This is a genomic window from Microbacterium arabinogalactanolyticum, from assembly GCF_030268005.1.
Classification (GTDB): Bacteria; Actinomycetota; Actinomycetes; order Actinomycetales; family Microbacteriaceae; genus Microbacterium; species Microbacterium arabinogalactanolyticum.
This window is the reverse complement of the sequence record NZ_BRZC01000007.1, coordinates 1,019,726-1,037,410: the sequence shown is the minus strand read 5'-3', so window position 1 is coordinate 1,037,410 and position 17,685 is coordinate 1,019,726. Positions and strand designations below refer to the sequence as shown.

General features: G+C 69.7%; 16 protein-coding genes. 14 read left to right on the top strand and 2 right to left on the bottom strand.

Annotated features, from left to right (window positions below):
- The first annotated feature begins 4 nt into the window (after nucleotides 1-4).
- Genes MIAR_RS16410 through MIAR_RS16370 form a run of 9 tightly spaced genes read left to right on the top strand, consistent with a single transcriptional unit; the run spans nucleotide 5 to nucleotide 8,307 of the window.
- Nucleotides 5-403 (top strand): type IV pilus modification PilV family protein, encoded by a 399-nt coding sequence (locus tag MIAR_RS16410; protein WP_285638111.1) that lies wholly within the window; start codon nucleotides 5-7, stop codon nucleotides 401-403.
- The gene (locus MIAR_RS16405; RefSeq protein ID WP_285638109.1) at nucleotides 400-948 is read left to right on the top strand and encodes a prepilin-type N-terminal cleavage/methylation domain-containing protein; all 549 of its coding nucleotides are present in this window, start codon (nucleotides 400-402) and stop codon (nucleotides 946-948) included. The genes MIAR_RS16410 and MIAR_RS16405 overlap by 4 nt, the downstream gene beginning before the upstream one ends.
- Nucleotides 939-2,558 carry a hypothetical protein gene (locus MIAR_RS16400; protein WP_285638107.1) on the top strand — a complete coding sequence of 540 codons (1,620 nt, stop codon included), beginning with the start codon at nucleotides 939-941 and terminating at the stop codon, nucleotides 2,556-2,558. Before MIAR_RS16405 ends, MIAR_RS16400 begins: the two co-directional genes overlap by 10 nt.
- Nucleotides 2,555-3,451, top strand: coding sequence for a prepilin peptidase (locus tag MIAR_RS16395; RefSeq protein ID WP_285638105.1), 897 nt, complete (start codon nucleotides 2,555-2,557; stop codon nucleotides 3,449-3,451). The genes MIAR_RS16400 and MIAR_RS16395 overlap by 4 nt, the downstream gene beginning before the upstream one ends.
- 25 nt (nucleotides 3,452-3,476) lie before the next feature.
- On the top strand, nucleotides 3,477-4,544 hold the full coding sequence (pilM, locus tag MIAR_RS16390; protein WP_285638103.1) for a type IV pilus biogenesis protein PilM: 1,068 nt from the start codon (nucleotides 3,477-3,479) through the stop codon (nucleotides 4,542-4,544).
- On the top strand, nucleotides 4,544-5,203 hold the full coding sequence (locus MIAR_RS16385) for a PilN domain-containing protein (protein WP_285638101.1): 660 nt from the start codon (nucleotides 4,544-4,546) through the stop codon (nucleotides 5,201-5,203). The genes pilM and MIAR_RS16385 overlap by 1 nt, the downstream gene beginning before the upstream one ends.
- Nucleotides 5,203-5,934 carry a hypothetical protein gene (locus tag MIAR_RS16380; protein ID WP_285638100.1) on the top strand — a complete coding sequence of 244 codons (732 nt, stop codon included), beginning with the start codon at nucleotides 5,203-5,205 and terminating at the stop codon, nucleotides 5,932-5,934. Before MIAR_RS16385 ends, MIAR_RS16380 begins: the two co-directional genes overlap by 1 nt.
- Before the next feature lies 1 nt (nucleotide 5,935).
- Complete coding sequence (locus MIAR_RS16375) at nucleotides 5,936-7,069, top strand: type IV pilus twitching motility protein PilT (RefSeq protein ID WP_285638099.1); 1,134 nt, start codon at nucleotides 5,936-5,938, stop codon at nucleotides 7,067-7,069.
- Complete coding sequence (locus MIAR_RS16370) at nucleotides 7,069-8,307, top strand: type II secretion system F family protein (RefSeq protein ID WP_285638098.1); 1,239 nt, start codon at nucleotides 7,069-7,071, stop codon at nucleotides 8,305-8,307. The genes MIAR_RS16375 and MIAR_RS16370 overlap by 1 nt, the downstream gene beginning before the upstream one ends.
- A 57-nt stretch (nucleotides 8,308-8,364) precedes the next feature.
- Here the strand turns inward: MIAR_RS16370 and MIAR_RS16365 are convergent, their stop codons facing one another.
- Nucleotides 8,365-10,032, bottom strand: coding sequence for a GspE/PulE family protein (locus MIAR_RS16365; RefSeq protein WP_285638097.1), 1,668 nt, complete (start codon nucleotides 10,030-10,032; stop codon nucleotides 8,365-8,367).
- A 132-nt stretch (nucleotides 10,033-10,164) separates the two neighbouring features.
- On the opposite strand from MIAR_RS16365, the gene MIAR_RS16360 reads away from it, so the two are divergent.
- Complete coding sequence (locus MIAR_RS16360; RefSeq protein WP_285638096.1) at nucleotides 10,165-11,967, top strand: lipase family protein; 1,803 nt, start codon at nucleotides 10,165-10,167, stop codon at nucleotides 11,965-11,967.
- 36 nt (nucleotides 11,968-12,003) lie between these two features.
- On the opposite strand, the gene MIAR_RS16355 is transcribed toward MIAR_RS16360, so the two are convergent.
- Entirely contained in the window at nucleotides 12,004-13,395 is a 1,392-nt protein-coding gene (locus MIAR_RS16355; protein ID WP_285638094.1) for an APC family permease, read from the bottom strand.
- 86 nt (nucleotides 13,396-13,481) lie between these two features.
- On the opposite strand from MIAR_RS16355, the gene MIAR_RS16350 reads away from it, so the two are divergent.
- From MIAR_RS16350 to MIAR_RS16335, 4 genes are all read left to right on the top strand, one after another.
- A complete protein-coding gene (locus tag MIAR_RS16350; RefSeq protein ID WP_285638092.1) occupies nucleotides 13,482-14,117 on the top strand; it encodes a TetR/AcrR family transcriptional regulator in 636 nt (211 codons plus the stop codon).
- Between the two features lie 69 nt (nucleotides 14,118-14,186).
- Complete coding sequence (locus MIAR_RS16345) at nucleotides 14,187-16,151, top strand: M13 family metallopeptidase (protein WP_285638090.1); 1,965 nt, start codon at nucleotides 14,187-14,189, stop codon at nucleotides 16,149-16,151.
- Nucleotides 16,152-16,276: 125 nt separating this feature from the next.
- Complete coding sequence (locus MIAR_RS16340; protein WP_344289566.1) at nucleotides 16,277-17,236, top strand: serine hydrolase; 960 nt, start codon at nucleotides 16,277-16,279, stop codon at nucleotides 17,234-17,236.
- Between the two features lie 40 nt (nucleotides 17,237-17,276).
- On the top strand, nucleotides 17,277-17,675 hold the full coding sequence (locus tag MIAR_RS16335) for a hypothetical protein (RefSeq protein ID WP_285638088.1): 399 nt from the start codon (nucleotides 17,277-17,279) through the stop codon (nucleotides 17,673-17,675).
- Nucleotides 17,676-17,685: the final 10 nt, after the last annotated feature.

Genomic DNA, 17,685 nt, shown 5'->3' with positions numbered 1-17,685 from the left:
CCTCATGTCTCCGCATTCCCGAGCGGATGACGGCTTCGGCCTGGTCGAGGTCATCATCGCAATGGTGCTCCTGGCCATCATCGCCATGGCGCTGCTGCCTGCGCTGTGGAACGGCATCCGCTACTCGGCCGAGCAGTCGAGCGTCGCCACGGCCACCCGGCAGGTGAACGCGGTCGTCGAGCAGATCCGGGGATACGAGAAGCCCACCTGCACGGACATCCAGCACGAGCTCGATCTCGCCGCGGTGGCGAAGCCGGACGGGCGCAACGGGTCGATCACGGTGCGGCTGAAGGACGGGCAGGCGCTCAGCTGCACCCCGGGAAACCTCATCGACCTTCCGCTCGAGGCGATGCTCGACGGCAAGAGCATCGCGAGCGTGCACGGCAAGGTGTTCGTGCCATGAACCTCCGGGATGACGACGGGCTCTCGCTCATCGAGCTGATCATCGTGGTGCTCCTCATCGGCGTGCTGGGGGTCGCGATCGGCATGATCTTCATCAACTCCGTCAAAGCGCAGGACACCGTGACCACCACCACCGAGGCGACCAACAGCGGTCAGCTGTACGGGCAGAGCATCGAGCGCGCGATGCGCAACGCTCAGGCGTTCGACGTGACGGACGGCGGCCGGATGCTTCGCGTGCAGACCAGCCTCGCCGGGGCCAAGCAGTGCCAGGCGTTCTGGATCACGGCGCCGTCGGGCTCTTCGGACGATGCGCTGTACATGACTTCGAGCGCATCGGCGCTACCGGGAGCGCTCACCTCGTCCTGGCCGAAGCCGTGGCATGAAGTGGGAGGCGTCGCAACAGGCGGCAGCGGCGTGTACTTCGCCAGTGGCGGTGATCGCGTCTCGTTCTCCTTCAACATCAAGACGGATGCTGCGCCGGTGACCATCACGGGGTCGGCAGCGCGTCGGTTCCCCTCGACGGGAGGCGCGAACACATGCTGGTGATCAAACGCAGGTTGCAGGCGTGGGCGCGGCGCACCGCGGGGAGCGAGGAGCGCGGCGCGATCCTCGTGGCGGTCGTCGTCGTGATGCTCGTCGGCTTCATCATCGCGGCGACGGTCGCCGCGGCGGTGATGTTCACGATCAGCGCGAACGCCGACAACCGCAGCAGCACCCAGGCCTTCATCGCGGCCGAGTCGGGGCGGGATGCCGTCGTGTCCCAGATCGCGGACGGCTGCGCTTCCGACAGCAGGATGACGGCTTCGTCCACATCGCCCGAGTACGTCGCGAACGCATACCCGGTGGCCTCCGACGGCCAGATCAGCACGACGGGTCTGACTCCGACCTGCCCGACCGCCGACACCGCGTACGTCCTCATCGAATCGACTGGGACGGGCCCGAGCGGCGACAGGACGACGATCCAGTCGGTGTATCGCTGGTCGGCGTCGTTCAGCAGTGTGCCCGGCGGTGTCGTCACCTACTTCTCCGGCAACGTCTCCCAGGGTGTCTCTCATTACACGGGCGACATGGTGCTGCGGAACGGCAACTGGTCGTGCACGGTCGACGGCACGCTCGACGGCGACCTGTACGTGCTCTCCGGCACGGTCTCGATGAGCAACAACTGCACGATCAAGGGCGACATCTGGGCTGCCAAGTCGGTATCGAGCAACTCCAGCAGCTGGAAGGTGACGGCGAACCCCCGCACCGGCGCGCACGGCGACATCACGACGAACAGCTTCGTGAACTTCAGCTCCAACGGGAACCCGTCGATCGACGGTCGAATCTCAGCGAAGGAGCGCATCGACCTCGTCGCGGGCGGTGGCGGCACTGCGACCGTCGGCGGCACTGTGACCTCGTCCGTGGCGGCGAACGTCGATACGACGGCGTGGACGACCGGCGCGAGAAGCGGCAGCGGCCCCGCACCGACCTTCGTCCCCCCGCTCGACTGGCTGCTCCAGGCGACGAAGTGGCTCGACCTGAACAACACGTCGGGCTGGGGGACCATCACGCCGGGCGACTGCTCCAAACTCCAGAACTCGGGCACGGCATCGCCGTACGTGACGGGACTTGTCGGTGCAGGAACCACACCCCTCGTCCTCGACTTCACAGGCTGCACGAAGGCACTGGACATCAAGCTGACCTCCAGCGCGAAGCTCACCCGTGATGTGACGATCATCGTGCCGCCTGGGCAGCGGATGCTGGTCGATCTCGCCGGAACCACGAGCAACGGCGCGCATCAGCTGTTCCTCGTGCACTCCGACGCCAGCCTGACCGACGTCGACGCCGATGGCTTCCCGAAGCCGACCTGCGGCAACGGCAATCAGAACGACAGCTTCGGCACATCCGCGGTCGTCAGCAGCAACCTCAAGGTGATGGTCTACTCGCCCTGCGGTCTGACGGGAACCGTCACGGCCAGCTTCTCCGGCCAGCTCTACTCGAATGACACCACCAACTTTCACGCCGGTTCCTCCTACACCTGCGCCACCATGTCGTGGCCTGGTGCGCTCGAGAAGCTCGGCTGCACGATCAAGGGCGATGACGGTGTCGGCGGAGACACGACCCTGGTGCAGAAGCTGGGCGCGCGAGTCGTGCAGCGTGAGGTTCCCAACCCATGACCCCCGCCATCCTCTTCATCACGGTCTTCGCGGTCCTGTTCGGGCTCGCGATCGGATCGTTCCTGAACGTGGTCGCGTATCGCGTTCCGGCGGGGATCCCGCTCGTGCGGGAGAGCCGGTGCCCGCGGTGCGACGCGGGCATCCGCTGGTATCAGAACGTTCCGGTCGTCTCGTGGTTCGCACTGCGGGGCAGGTGCGCGAGCTGTGGGCGGGGCATCTCGCCGCGTTATCCGATCGTCGAGGCACTGACAGCCGTCTTCTTCGCGCTGGTGGCGGCGGGCGTGACCCTCGGCCAGCCATTTGATCTTCGCCCGGTCGACGGACCGCTGTGGTTCGGATCGGGGGAGTTCTGGGGCACCCTGATCACGCTCGAGGTCTTCGCCGCGCTCAGCGTGGCGCTCACGCTCATCGACCTCGACGTCAAGCGGCTCCCCGATGCGATCGTGCTGCCCGGGTGGGCGGCGATCGTCGTACTGCTGCTCGTCACGACACTGCTCGCGGGGCTCGAACCGGTGAGCGGCGACGCTTCGACAGGCCCAGCGACCGCCGGCATCGACTGGTGGCCGTTCCTCCGCGCGCTCATCGGCGGCGCGGCACTCTTCCTCTTCTACCTCATCGTCCGCCTGATCAGCCCGCGTGGCATGGGCGGCGGCGACGTGAAGCTGGCCGGCCTGGTCGGCACGGTGCTGGGCTGGTTCGGCTGGGGAGCCCTGGTCTTCGGCGCCTTCGCGGCCTTCCTGCTCGGCGGGATCTTCGGCGGCATCCTGCTGCTGACCGGCCGTGCGAAGCGAAGATCGGCCATCCCCTTCGGCCCGTGGATCATCGCGGGCGCGTGGGTGGGGATCGTCGTGGGCGAGCCGGTGGGCCGCTGGTACCTGGGACTCATGAGCTGAGGGGCTCGAGAAGGGGAGAAGGGGAATGAGCAGCACGAGTGTCGGTGTGGAGATCACCGAGGAGAGCGTGCGGGCCGTCGAGGTGAGCACCGGCAGATCGCCGCGTGTGCTCGCGTACGGCGAGGTGGCGCTGCCACCGGATGCCGCCAAGGACTCCGAGATCGTCGACGAGGGCGCCGTGGCCGTCGCGCTGCGCCAGCTCTGGACGGGCGCGCGCATCAAGAGCCGCTCCGTCACCCTGGGCATCGCGAGCCGCCGCGTGCTCGTGCGCGAGTACAGCACCGCGGTGATGCCGCCCGACGTGCTGCGCCGGGCCCTGCCGTTCCAGGTCCAGGACCTGCTCCCGGTCCCCGTCAATCAGGCGGTGCTCGACTACTACCCGACCACGCAGCAGGGCGATCAGCTGCACGGCCTGCTGGTCGCCGCCGTCGCCGAGACCGTCGAGCAGCTCATCGCCGCGTTCACGCGCACCAAGATCCGGGTGCAGAGCGTCGACCTCACCGCCTTCGGACTGGCCCGCGCCGCCCGCGTCACGGCCCCCGAGGGCACCGTCGCCGTCGTCCACGTCGGCGACCACACCACGCAGGTGGTGATCATGCGCGACGGCATCCCTGAGTTCGTCCGCATCCTTCCGGCGGACCTCGAGACGGCTGCGGTCCGCCGCCGCTCGGCGCTCCTGTCGATCACCGACGACGGCCGCCCGCTCTCGACCGTGACTGACATCGCCAACACGGTCGACCCGGCACGGCTGCACAACCCGGAGGATGCCGTCGGCGCCGCCGGCATCGTTCCGCGCGGCGCCCTGCGCGCGGACGTCGGGGGCCGCCCGGTCGCGGACCTGATCGCCCGTCTGCGCAGCACGCTCTCCTTCTATCTGAACCGCCCCGGCGCCACCGCCATCCAGCAGGTGCTGCTGACCGGAGGGGGCGCCGCCGTCGAAGGCATCCACACCGGCCTCGCGGAGCGCGCCGACGCACCCGTGCGGGTCATCTCGCTCACCGACGTCGCGGCGGTCAAGGACGCCGCACCGGTCGGCGACCTCGCCATGAACCTGGTGGGCACCGCCGGCCTGGCCTTCGGAAAGGACAGCTGATGTCCCGCACCGCACCCGCTTCGACGCTCGGCATCCCCCGGGTCAATCTGCTGCCGCCCTCCGAGGTCGCCCGCCGTGAGCGGGAGACCCTCGCCGGCCGCTGGATCTGGGTCGGCATCGCCGCCGTGGTCCTCTCGGCGGCGCTCGTCGCCGGCGCATGGCTGTGGAACCAGCTGGCGCAGCAGCAGCTCGCCGCCGAGCAGAACCGCACCACGACCCTCGTCCAGCAGATCGGCGGACTCTCCGAGGTGAGCGGCGCGCTCGCCGCCGACCGCGACCTGCGCGCCTATCTCGCCGAGGCGATGGGCTCCGACATCGCCTGGCAGGACGTGCGCTCGGCCGTCGAATCCGCCCTGCCCGGCGGCGTCACGCTGATCGGGTTCGAGCTCACTCCCGGCGCCCCCGCGGCCACCAAGCTCAGCGACGACGACGCGAAGAAGGCCGTCGGCCTCGAAGGCACGGTCACGCTCGACAGCCCCAACACGCTCGACATCGCGTCCATCGCCGAGCGGCTGCGCACCGTCGGCGCCATCATGCTCAGCGACGCGAACGCGATGGTCGAGAGCACCACCCAGGACGGCCACTACACCTACACGATCGACGTCTCGTTCGATCAGCGCATCTACACCGGACGATTCGCCGCAGAGGGGAAGAAGTGATGACCAAGCAGCTGATCACCCTCATCGGGGCCCTCATCTCTGCGGCCGTGATCGTCGTCGCCGTGCTCGTGGGCGTCGTCCCGCTCATCGGCGGCGTGGTCTCCGCGGACAGCCAGCGCGAGCAGGTCGCCGCGACGAACGCGGGGTTCGAGAAGCAGATCGCCTCCCTCACCACGCAGAAGGCGCACCTGACCGACATCCAGGGTGCCGTCACGCAGCTGCGCGGGCAGATCCCCGAGCAGCAGCTCCTCAATCAGGTGTTCGAGCGCATCTCCCGCGCGGCGACCGACGCCGGGGTCACCGTGACGGATGCCAGCCGTGGCGACCTCGAGACCTTCGCCGCCCGGACCGGGGCGAAGGATGCCGCGGCCGCAACCGCCGCACCCGCCCCGGCGCCGACCCCGACCCCGACCCCGACGACCGGGACGCCGATCGACGCGGCCAAGGACACCGCCGGGCAGGCGAACGCGAACGCCGCGGCGACGGATGCCGCAAGCGGGGCGACCCCGGCGACGGGCACCCCCGCTCCTGCAGCGTCCACCCGCCAGCAGGTGCAGCTCAGCGTCCGCATCTCGGCCCCCGACATCGCCAGCACGTTCGCCTTCCTCGACGGGCTGCGCGCGGGCCCGCGCGCCATCGCCATCGACACGGCGACCACCACCGAGTCGGGCGGCGCGTTCGAGATGCAGATCACCGCGATCGCGTTCCTGCAGAGCACTGGAGGCGAGTGAGATGACCACCCTCACCGAGCTGCTCCGCATCGGCGCCCGCTCCGGCGCATCCGATGTGCACATCACCGCCGACGCCGTCCCGCTGATGCGCGTCGACGGCGACCTGGTCGGCATCCCCGGGCATCCGGATGCCGTCGGCGAGGACTGGGTGCGCGCCGCCGCCTTCGGGCTGATGAACACCGGCCAGCGCGCCGACTTCGAACGGCACCACGAGGTCGACCTCGCCCACGCTGCCGAGGGCATCGGCCGGTTCCGCGTGAACGTGTTCCGTCAGCTCGGCGCCATCGCCATGGCGCTGCGCTTCATCCCCGACCGGGTCTTCACACTCGAAGAGCTCGGCGCGCCCGCCATCGCCCGCGACCTGGCCCTGCGCCCGCGCGGCCTGGTGCTGCTGACCGGCCCCACCGGGTCGGGCAAGTCGACCACGCTGACCGCCATGGTCGACATCATCAACAGCATCCGACCGGTGCACATCGTCACCATCGAGGACCCGATCGAGTTCCACCACACCAGCCGCCGCGCGCTCATCCACCAGCGCGAGGTGGGCAGCGACACGAACTCGTTCGCCGAGGCGCTGCGCCGCGTGCTGCGGCAGGACCCCGACGTGATCCTGGTCGGCGAGCTCCGCGACCCGGAGTCGATCATGACGGCTCTCTCCGCCGCGGAGACCGGGCACCTGGTGCTCTCCACCCTGCACACGCAGGGCGCCGCGAAGTCGGTCAACCGCATCGTGGACGTGTTCCCGGCCGACCAGCAGCACCAGATCCGCACGCAGCTGGGCGACACCCTGCAGGGCATCATCAGCCAGACGCTGCTGCCGCGCGCGCAGTCGAACGGCCGCACGATCGCCACCGAGGTGCTCATCAACAACCCGGCCGTCGCGAATCTCATCCGAGAGGGCCAGGTCGCCCAGTTGTACACGGCCATGCAGGCCGGGGCCACCGACGGCATGCACACCCTCGACCAGGATCTGCGGCGTCTGGTGGGGGAGGGCGCGATCTCGGCCGCTGTGGCCCGCACCTTCGCCACCGACCCGGCATCCCTGGACGGCGTGTTCGTGCGGCCGACCGACCTGGATGCCGAGTCCTGGTCGCACTACGCGGTCGAGCAGCAGCTCGAGGAGTGGGGTTCCTGATGGCCACCATGCAGGAATGGCAGTACCAGGCGATCGATCCCGCCACCACGCAGACGGTCAAGGGCACGATGGATGCCACCAGCGACAGCGCCGTCACCGCCAAGCTCCGGGCGCAGGGCCTCATGCCCGTGCAGGTGGCCCTGGTGGAGAAGACCGGTCTGCGCCGGGAGATCACCCTGCCGAGCCTGAACCGCGGCGTCTCGGCGAAGACGCTCGCGATCTTCGCACGGCAGATGTCCGCTCTGATCAACGCGGGCCTTCCGCTCATGCGCACCCTGAACGTGCTCGCCGATCAGACTTCGGACAAGCGGCTCAAGGCCGTGCTGACCACGGTCTCGGCCGATGTCGAGAGCGGCTCCTCGCTGTCGGCGGCGCTGCAGCGGCATCCGCTGATCTTCCCTCCGCTGATGGTCTCGATCGTCCGCGTCGGCGAGTCCGGCGGATTCCTCGGCGCGGCACTCGACTCGATCGCCGAGAACTACCGGAAGCAGGCCGAGCTGCACGGCAAGATCCGCTCGGCGACCACCTACCCGGCCGTCGTGCTCGTCATCGCCCTGATCGGCGTGCTCGTGATGGTGACCTTCATCGTCCCGGTGTTCGAGAAGATGTTCGCCGGGCTGGGAGGCCAGCTGCCGCTGCCCACCCAGATCCTGGTGACGATCTCGCACAACATGATCTGGATCCTGCCCCTGCTGGTCGTGGTGATCGTGATCGCCTGGATCTGGTGGGTGCGCAACCGCTACACCGACGGCTACCGGCGCGTGGTCGATCCGGTCAAGCTGCGGCTGCCGATCTTCGGCCCGCTGATCACCAAGATGGCCGTCGCCCGGTTCAGCCGGAACCTGTCGATGATGCTGGACGCGGGGGTGCCGATCATCCAGGCGCTGTCGATCGTCGGCCAGGCGTCGAACAACTGGAAGATCGAGCAGACCGTGCGCGACATCCAGGAGTCGATCCGCGGCGGTCGCTCGTTCGCCGTGCCGCTGGCGAAGGCCGGGGTCTTCCCGCCGATGGTGTCGCAGATGGTCGCCGTCGGCGAGGAGTCCGGCACCCTCGCGCAGATGCTCGGCAGCATCGCCGACTTCTACGAGGACGAGGTGGAGACCGCCACCGAGCAGCTGTCCTCGCTGATCGAGCCGGTGCTGATCGTGGGCCTGGGCGTGATCATCGGCGGCATGGTGATCTCGCTCTACCTGCCGATCTTCACGCTGTACGGAGACATCGCGAAGCAGGGGTGATCCTGGGTCCCGCTGCGCTCGCTCAGGAACCGGTGCCACGGGACCGGGTCCAGTGCCTCACACCGAGACGCGCAGCACCTCTTCGATCGTGGTGATGCCGTCGGACACCTTCACCCAGCCGTCGTCGCGCAGCGCGACCATGCCCTGCTCCAGCGCGAGCTCGCGCAGGTCGGCGCCGGTCGCGCGTGCCACCAGGCGCTGCTCGATCTCGTCGGTCACGGTCATCACCTCGTGCAGGGCGACGCGTCCGCGGTAACCTGTGTTCGAGCAGGCCGAGCATCCGACGGCGGTGTGCACCTGGGCATCCGCGATCATCTCCTCCGGCATGCCCACCTGGCGCAGCGTCTCGGCGTCGCCGTCGAACGGCCGGCGGCACTTCGTGCACAGCCGTCGGGCCAGGCGCTGCGCGACCACCGCGCTCAGCGCGGTCGCCACCAGGAACGGCTCGGTGCCGATCTCGGTGAGCCGGGTCAGGGCGCTCGGAGCGTCGTTCGTGTGCAGCGTGGAGAGCACCAGGTGGCCGGTCAGTGCGGCCTCCACCGAGATCGCCGCGGTCTCGCGGTCGCGGATCTCGCCGACCAGCACCACATCCGGGTCGGAGCGGAGGATCGACCGCAGCGCGGTCGCGAAGGTCAGCCCCGCGCGCGGGTTCACCTGCACCTGGTTGATGCCGGGGATGCGATACTCCACCGGGTCCTCGACCGTGATCACGTTCACGCGCGGGTTCGCGACCGTGCGCAGTGCGGTGTACAGCGTGGTCGACTTGCCGGATCCGGTCGGGCCCGTCACCAGCACCATGCCGTGCGGACGGGTGATCGCGTCGTGGAAGCGCTCGCGGTTCGTGGGCGCGAAGCGCAGATCCTCCATCGTCATCACCTGGCCCGTGTTGTCGAGGATGCGCATCACGATCTTCTCGCCCCACACCGTCGGCAGCGTCGCCACGCGCAGGTCGACCGAGCGCCCCTCGTGCAGCACCGTGATGCGCCCGTCCTGCGGCACGCGCCGCTCGGCGATGTCGATCGAGGACATGATCTTCAGACGCGAGATCACGCCGTCCTGGATGCTGCGGTCGGCGCTCTGCATCTCATGCAGCACGCCGTCGATGCGGAACCGCACGGTCAGCCGGTGCTCGCCAGGCTCGATGTGGATGTCACTGGCTCGGTCGTTGATGGCCTGGGTGATCAGCAGGTTCACGAAGCGGACGACGGGTGCATCCGCATCCTGGTCGTCGAGATGCTCGGTGAAGACGACGTCGGATGCCGAGGACGACTCCCCGATCTGCTCCGACAGGTCGGTCAGCTCGCCGTCCGAGCGCAGGAAGCGCTCGAAGGCCTGCGCCAGGGCGTCCGCCGCCGCGACGACGGCCGTCACCCGCAGGTCGGTCAGGCTCGCCACGTCGTCGAGCGCGATGATGTCGGTCGGGTCGAGCATCGCGACCGTCAGCTCGTCGCGCATCAGCCGCAGCGGGAGCAGGCGGTACCTGCGGCAAAGGTTGCCCGGCACCAGGGCGATGATGTCCGGATCGAGGTCGTAGGTCGACAGGTCGACGTAGCGGTGGTTGGTCGCCAGCGCGACGGCCTCGGCGACCTGGGCATCCGTCACCGCGCCGGATCGCACCAGGTGGGGCGCGAGTTGATCGCCGTCGCCGACCTCCGCGAGCGCAGCGGAGACGTCTTCCGCCCGGGCGGCCCCGGTCAGCACGAGAGTATGCGCGAGTCCTCGCACGATGGCCCCATTCCCGCAGGCGTCCCCAGCCTGCAGACGCCCGCATCCCCAGCAGAGCGCACGTCGTGGCATCATCTTACGGCGGCGGGGCGGTTCCGAACAGGGGCGATCGCGCCTGGCTAGGCTGACCGCATGACGCCCGAAGCGCCCGCCGATCAGCCCGTCGCCGACGACCCTGCGCTGATCCGCCTGGCCCGCCGGATCCCGCAGCCGATCATCGCCGTGCTCGCCGTGGTGGCGGTCATGCTCGGCGTCGTGCTGTTCGTGCGCCCGACCACCGCTCTGGGCGTGCTCGCGCTGCTGATCGGCGCCGGTCTCGTGCTCGGCGGGCTGCTGGAGCTGCTGTTCCCGGCCGTCCGCCGCGGAAGCGTTCGGATGCTGCTGGCGATCGCCCTCATGATCACCGGAGTGGTCGTGCTCGTGCTCCCCGGCCTGACGGTGCGGGCCGTGGCGATCATCGTCGGCGTCACCCTGATCGTGCGCGGAGCGATCGGCGTCAGCGCGATCGTCACCGGTCGGGAGCAGCCCGCCGACCGCCGGGTCGCGGAGGTGCTGCTGGGCCTCGCGGGCATCGCCTTCGGCATCCTGGCCATCGTGTGGCCGGACATCACCCTGCTCGTCGTCGCAGCCGTGTTCGGTGCGACCCTCGCGATCGCCGGTATCGCGGCGCTGTGGCGGATGCTGCGCTCGCGCCGTCGGCATCCGAGGGCCCCTCGTCGCGACACCGTGGTGCGCCGCTGGATGCGCACGATCGGCGCGGTGTCCGCGGTCCTGCTGGCCGCCGGCGCCGTCGTCACGAGCATCGCGCTGCGCGGCGGAACGCCGGTCGTCGATGACTTCTACGCCGCACCCCGCACCGTGCCGGGGGAGCCGGGCGAGCTGATCCGCGCCGAGCCGTTCACGCGGGGTGTTCCGAAGGATGCCGTGGGCTGGCGCATCCTCTACACGACCACCCATGGCGACGGCAGCGCGGCCGTCGCCTCCGGCATCGTGGTCGCGCCGAAGACCGACGGCGATCACCCCGCCATCGCCTGGCACCACGGCACGACGGGGTTCGCCCAGGCGTGCGCGCCGTCGCTGGCATCCGACCCCTTCGGATCCGGGGCGATGTTCGTGGTCGACGACATCGTCCGCAACGGCTGGGCTCTGGTCGCGACCGACTACATCGGCCTCGGCACCGAAGGGCCCCACCCGTACCTGATCGGCCAGGACAGCGCCCGCGCCGAGCTCGACGCCGTCCGGGCCGCACGGCAGCTGGACGGGGCCCGCCTGTCGGACCAGACGGTCGCCTGGGGCCACTCGCAGGGAGGCGGCGCCGCACTGTGGTCGACCGTGATCGCCGAGGACTACGCGCCCGACGTCCCTCTCTCGGGCACGGTCGCCCTGGCTCCGGCCAGCGACCTGAACGGGCTCGTCGAGCACCTCCCCGAGGTGACGGGCGGCAGCGTCTTCGCCTCGTTCGTGATCTCCGCGTACAGCGACGTCTACCCGGACGTGGCGTTCGACGAGTACATCCGCGCCGGCGCCGATGTCACCGTGCGGCAGATGGCGGGCCGCTGCCTGGCCGCGCCCGATATGCTGGTCTCCGTGCTCACGGTGCTCGCGCTCTCCGACGACCCCAACATCCTCGCTCAGAGCCCGAACACCGGTCCCCTCGGCAGTCGCCTGACCAAGAACATCCCGCCGGCGCCACCCGCCGACACCCCGGTTCTGCTCGGTCAGGGCGGCGCCGACACCCTCGTCGACCCCGACATGCAGCTGCTCTACGCCGCGAAGACATGCGCGGCGGGTGGCGACGTCGACTACCGCGACTACGCGGGCTACGGCCACGTCGACCTCGCCGAGCAGCACTCCCCGGCCATCGCGGATGCGCTCGCCTGGACCGCGGACCGGCTGGCGGGTAAGGCTGCTCCGCGCGCCTGCGACCAGGGCTGAGTCCGCGGCTACCGGCGCTCGGTCACGACCGCCAGCTCAGGCCCCCACGCGCACCACGCCGGTCGGCAGGTCCTCCGCCTCCTCGAACGCCACGTCCGGCGTCGGCCGGCGGAAGCCCCGCGTCAGCCACACCAGGTACAGCGCGCCGATGCCCGACCAGATCAGGCCGACCGTCATCGCAACCTGGTCCAGGCTCAGCCACAGCCACACGTTGATCAGGAACCCGATGCCCGGGATCAGCGTCCAACCGATCGACGACCCGTGCGTGTGCTCGGTGCGGCGGTGGCGGATCCAGAACGCGATCACCGACAGGTTCACGAACGCGAACGCCGTGAAGGCACCGAAGTTGATCAGCGAGGTCGCCGCGTTCAGATCGAGCTGCAGCGCGGTCAGCGCGATCGCACCCACCAGCACGATGTTGATCACGGGCGTGCCCAGCCGCGGATGCACGTAGCCGAACAGCCTGCGGGCGATGATGCCGTCGCGTCCCATCGCATACAGCAGGCGCGAGGCGCTCAGCTGCGAGGCCAGGCCGGAGGAGATCACCGACACCGTCGCGCCGGCCAGGAAGATCGTCTGGAACAGGATGCCGCCGATGAACAGCGCGATGTACGGCGAGGCGCCCTCGATGTCGGGGGTGATGGCGCTCAGGGCGTCGACGTCGGGCACCAGGGTCTGCATCACGTACGTGACGGAGACGAAGAACGCCGCGCCCAGGGCTGCGATCCACATGATCGAGCGGGGCACGGTGCGACGCGGGTCGACGGTCTCCTCCGACAGCGTGGTGACCGCGTCGAAGCCCAGGAACGCCAGCGCCAGCACCGAGGCGCCGCCGACCAGACTCGCCATGTCCGCACTCACCGAGTAGAACGGCGCGAACGTGAACGCGAGCGCGTCATCGGAGAGGATCGCCCGCACCGTCAGCACGACGAACACGATCGCCAGGAGCGCCTGGAACACGACCATGATCATGTTCGCCACCGCGCTGACACGGACGCCGATGATGTTCAGCACCGTGATCACCACGATCAGGCCGACGATCCACATCCAGTCCGGCACCCCGGGGAACTCCGCCGAGAGGTAGATCTTCGCCAGCAGCGCGTTGATCATGGGCAGGAACAGGTAGTCCAGCAGCGACGCCCAGCCGACCAGGAATCCCACCGGAGCGGCGATCGTGCGGCGCGTGTACGTGTAGGCGGAGCCCGCGGACGGGTAGACGCGCACCATCCTGGCGTAGCTGAACGCGGTGAACAGCACGGCGATCGTGATGATGATGTACGACATGGGCACGTGCCCCTTCGTCGCCTCGGACACGATGCCGAACGTGTCGAACACGGCGAACGGCGACATGTAGGCCAGTCCGATGAAGACGACGTGCCGCTGCCTGAGGTTGCGATGCAGTCCTGCCGGGGTGCTCGTGAGGGTCATGATTACCTCCTTGTAATCGTGCGGCCCTCGGGTGGAGCCATATTGATCATGTGATCAATACGCAATGTTCCTACACTGGAGTCACCATGTCAACACCCGGAACCCGCACCCGCACGCGCAAGAGCCCGCACCAGCGCTCGGCGGAGATCCACAGCGCCGCCGTCGAGATCGCCCGCGAGAGCGGCCTGTCGGCGCTGACGCTGCGGGCCGTCGCCGCGCGGGCAGGCGTCGCTCCGGGCCTGGTCGCGCACTACGCCGACAGCATGGACGATCTGGTCGCGCGCGCGTTCCGCGAGCTCGTGGCGTCCGAGCTCGAGCAGGTGAGAGCCGAGGTCGCGCTCGTCGAGGATCCGCCGGCCCGGCTGGCGCGCATGATCGCGACGGTGCTCGCCAGCGATCACGACGACATCACGCTGGTGTGGGTGGACGCCTGGTCGCTGGGTCGGGGGAGCGCGGCGCTCGGAGCTGCCATCGACGAGCAGATGGGCGCCTGGCAGGCCTTCATCTCGGGGATCATCGAGGACGGCCGCGCCGGCGGACTCTTCCGCACCGATGCACCGGAAGCCGTCGCCTGGCAGATCCTCGCAATGATCGACGGCATCTCCGCGCACGCGCTCACGCGCGGCACCGACGCCGCGGCCTTCGCGATGCGTCTCGCGCAGGCATGCGAGACGCTGGTGGGGACGGAGCCGGACGCGATCGTCGCCCATCTCGCCCGCTGAGCACGAGGCGCCGCTTCATCGGTCCTCGGGTCTTCTTCGATGTCCGCGGGGATGCCTAAGCTGGACCGCATGACTGACGTTCTGCCCTCGGGTCTCGCCATCAGCGAGTTCGACTCCGACATCCGCCCCCAGGACGACCTCTACCGCCACGTCAACGGCACGTGGCTGGAGTCGGCCGAGATCCCCGCCGACAAGGCGCGCTGGGGCTCCTTCCACCTGCTCGCCGAGCAGGCCGAGAAGGACGTGCGCGCGATCATCGAGGAGTCGCAGGATGCCGAGCCCGGCACACTGAACCGCAAGGTGGGTGACCTGTTCACCAGCTTCATGGACACCGAGCGCATCGCCGCGCTCGGCCTCACGCCGCTGCACGAGCAGCTGGCGAAGGTCGACTCGATCGACAGCATCGGCTCCTTCCTCGCCACGGTCGGCGCGTTCGACCGCGAGGGCGTCGCCGCACTCATCGGCGTGTTCATCGAGCCCGACCCGGGCAACCCCGAGCGCTATGTGCCGTTCGCGCTGCAGGCCGGCCTGTCGCTGCCCGACGAGAGCTACTACCGCCAGGACAGCTTCGAGGGCACCCGCACCGCGTACCGCGCCCACCTCGAGCGCATCCTGACCCTCGCCGGCGTCGCGGACGCGGCGGGCACCGCGGACCGCGCCTTCGGCCTCGAGCACGCGATCGCCGGGCACCACTGGGACAACGTCGCCTCGCGCGACGCCGTGAAGACCTACAACCTGAAGACCTGGGACGAGTTCCAGACGCTGGTCGGCGTGGACCTCACCCCGTGGCGGGACGCCGTGTCGGTGGCCAACCCCACCGCCTTCGACGAGCTCGTCGTCTACCAGCCCAGCTTCTTCGAGGGCCTGGGCGGCCTGCTGGTCGAGGAGCGCCTGGACGACTGGAAGGCCTGGCTGCGCGCCAAGATCGTGCACGGACTGGCCGGCTTCCTCACCGACGACATCATCGACGAGAACTTCTCGTTCTACGGCACCGAGCTCACCGGCACCCCGTCGATCCGCGAGCGCTGGAAGCGCGGGGTCTCGCTGGTCGAGGGCTCGCTGGGCGACGCGGTCGGCAAGATCTACGTCGAGCGGCACTTCCCCGCGGCATCCAAGGTCGCGATGGACGAGCTCGTCGCCAATCTCATCGAGGCCTACCGGCAGAGCATCGAGAAGCTCGAGTGGATGAGCGCGGAGACCCGCGAGAAGGCGCTGGCCAAGCTCGCCACCTTCCGCCCGAAGATCGGTCACCCCGACGTATGGCGCGACTACTCCGCCGTCGAGATCGACCCCTCCGACCTGATCGGCAACGCCCGTCGCGCCACCGTCTTCGAGCACGACCGCCAGGTCTCCCGCATCGGCGGTCCGATCGATCGCGACGAATGGCACATGCCGCCGCAGATGGTCAACGCGTACTACAACCCGCTGATGAACGAGATCGTGTTCCCGGCGGCGATCCTGCAGTACCCGTTCTTCGACCCGAACCGCGACGCGGCCGCCAACTACGGCGGCATCGGTGCGGTCATCGGCCACGAGATCGGCCACGGGTTCGACGACCAGGGCAGCCGTTACGATGGTGACGGCCGCCTGCAGGACTGGTGGACGGATGCCGACCGCGAGGCGTTCGAGGAGCGCACCAAGGCGCTCATCGCGCAGTACGACGCGCTGGTGCCGGTCGGGCTGAGTGCCGAGAACCACGTGAACGGGGCTCTCACCATCGGCGAGAACATCGGCGACCTGGGCGGGCTCGGCATTGGGCTGAAGGCGTACGAGCTGTCGCTCGGCGGTGCCGAGGCGCCGGTGATCGACGGCTACACCGGCGTCCAGCGCCTGCTGTTGAGCTGGGCGCAGGTGTGGCAGCAGAAGAGCCGCGATGCCGAGACGATCCGTCTGCTGACGATCGACCCGCACTCGCCGAACGAGTTCCGCTGCAACCAGATCCTCAGCAACATCGACGCGTTCTACGACGCGTTCGACGTGACCGAGGGGGACGCCCTGCATCTGCCGGAAGACCAGCGCGTCACGATCTGGTGAATGCTTCGACCCCGCCGTCCGCTCAGCCGGGCGGCGGGGTTACGATAGCCCAGTCGGTCGAAGATCCCGCTCCCCCGCACGGATCTCCGGTCACCGATGACTACTCCACCCGTGAGGAATCCTGCGTGAGCTCCCCCTCCGCTTCGGTACCTGACCCCTCGCGTGGCACACCGCGCGTGCCCGCCGATGGGGTAGCCACCGCATCGCATCGGTCGCAGCGCGGCGGCCGGCGCACACCGCGGCGGGCGGCTGTCGGCCGCCGGTCGTTCAGCTCCGCGCTCCGTGCGCTCGAGGAGCTCGCGGCGTCCGGAGCCCAGGTCTCGGTGCACGTCGCCGACCTCGACACCGGCCGCAAGATCCTCGCCGGCGACGACCACGTGCCGCTGCCGATCGCCGGCCTCGGCTTCGTGCCCGTGCTCGTCGAGACCGCCGCGGCGCTGGAAGCCGGCACGCTCGACCCGCTGCGGATCGTTGACCGCACCACCGAGGGATTCGTCGCCGGCTCCGGCCTCTGGCGCAACCTGCGGGTGCCTGCGCTGCCGCTGATCGACCTGGCCGTCCTCGCGGCCGCCACCGGTGACCCGAACGCCGCCAATGCCCTTCTCGACGCCGTCGGGCACGAGCAGGTGCGCGCCCGCATGGTGAGCCTCGGGATGCCGCGCAGCGCCGTGCTCGACCACTTCCGCGACAAGCGCGGCCCCGACGACGCCCCCCATGTGGCGGTCGGCACCACCCGGGAGTTCGCCCACCTGTTCGCCGCTCTCGTGAACGCGTCCGTCGTCGACGCGGCGGTCAGCGCACAGGTGTCGGAGTGGCTGAGCCTGAACCAGGACCTCAGCCTCGTCGCCGCGGCGACAGGACTCGATCCGTTCGCGCACGATCACGACGCGCACGGCCTGCTGTTCATCAACAAGACCGGCCGCGACCGCGGCGTGCGCGCCGAGGCCGGAGTGCTCGCTGGCCCGCGGGCGGGCATCGCCTACGCGCTGACCGTGTGCTTCGATGACCTGTCGATCAGCCATCGCCTGCGCGCGCACGACGCGTTCCGCATCCTCGGCACGGATCTCATGGAGTACACGCACTGAGGTCGCTGGTGCGAGTGGGCCCGTCGGTTACGGTCGAACCATGCTTCCCGAAGACTGGACCCCGCACCGCCGCGACGACGGCGAACTGCTCGGCTGGATCCGCCCCGACGGCGAGGGCTGGGTCGCGATCGACGTGCTCGGCCGTACCGCCTCCGCGCCCGTCGACTGGCTCGACGCCGAGGCCGCGCTGGAGCAGGTCGGGCTGGCATGGCTCGCCGACATCTGGATGCTGGAGGGGGAGGCGCCCGAGCCGCTGCGCGTGCGCTTCGTCGAGGTGACGCCCTCGGAGGGGGCGGCCGCCGGACGCGTCGTCGTCAAGGTCGACGACTTCGGCGACATGCAGCGTCCACCCGCCGAGCGCTTCACGCTGCCCTGGCCGGCGCCCTCCCGCCTGCGCCCGGTGCGCCCCGGCGACCCGGACGGCCGCACGCTGGGCTGACGAGGCCTCC

What these genes read in the sequence shown, in the direction of transcription:
- MIAR_RS16395 (WP_285638105.1), top strand. Translation starts at nt 2,555, where the DNA reads ATGACCCCCGCCATCCTCTTCATCACGGTCTTCGCGGTCCTGTTCGGG.
- MIAR_RS16335 (WP_285638088.1), top strand. Translation starts at nt 17,277, where the DNA reads ATGCTTCCCGAAGACTGGACCCCGCACCGCCGCGACGACGGCGAACTG.
- MIAR_RS16375 (WP_285638099.1), top strand. Translation starts at nt 5,936, where the DNA reads ATGACCACCCTCACCGAGCTGCTCCGCATCGGCGCCCGCTCCGGCGCA.
- MIAR_RS16370 (WP_285638098.1), top strand. Translation starts at nt 7,069, where the DNA reads ATGGCCACCATGCAGGAATGGCAGTACCAGGCGATCGATCCCGCCACC.
- MIAR_RS16405 (WP_285638109.1), top strand. Translation starts at nt 400, where the DNA reads ATGAACCTCCGGGATGACGACGGGCTCTCGCTCATCGAGCTGATCATC.
- MIAR_RS16360 (WP_285638096.1), top strand. Translation starts at nt 10,165, where the DNA reads ATGACGCCCGAAGCGCCCGCCGATCAGCCCGTCGCCGACGACCCTGCG.
- MIAR_RS16380 (WP_285638100.1), top strand. Translation starts at nt 5,203, where the DNA reads ATGACCAAGCAGCTGATCACCCTCATCGGGGCCCTCATCTCTGCGGCC.
- pilM (WP_285638103.1), top strand. Translation starts at nt 3,477, where the DNA reads ATGAGCAGCACGAGTGTCGGTGTGGAGATCACCGAGGAGAGCGTGCGG.
- MIAR_RS16385 (WP_285638101.1), top strand. Translation starts at nt 4,544, where the DNA reads ATGTCCCGCACCGCACCCGCTTCGACGCTCGGCATCCCCCGGGTCAAT.
- MIAR_RS16355 (WP_285638094.1), bottom strand. Translation starts at nt 13,395, where the DNA reads ATGACCCTCACGAGCACCCCGGCAGGACTGCATCGCAACCTCAGGCAG.
- MIAR_RS16350 (WP_285638092.1), top strand. Translation starts at nt 13,482, where the DNA reads ATGTCAACACCCGGAACCCGCACCCGCACGCGCAAGAGCCCGCACCAG.
- MIAR_RS16400 (WP_285638107.1), top strand. Translation starts at nt 939, where the DNA reads ATGCTGGTGATCAAACGCAGGTTGCAGGCGTGGGCGCGGCGCACCGCG.
- MIAR_RS16410 (WP_285638111.1), top strand. Translation starts at nt 5, where the DNA reads ATGTCTCCGCATTCCCGAGCGGATGACGGCTTCGGCCTGGTCGAGGTC.
- MIAR_RS16345 (WP_285638090.1), top strand. Translation starts at nt 14,187, where the DNA reads ATGACTGACGTTCTGCCCTCGGGTCTCGCCATCAGCGAGTTCGACTCC.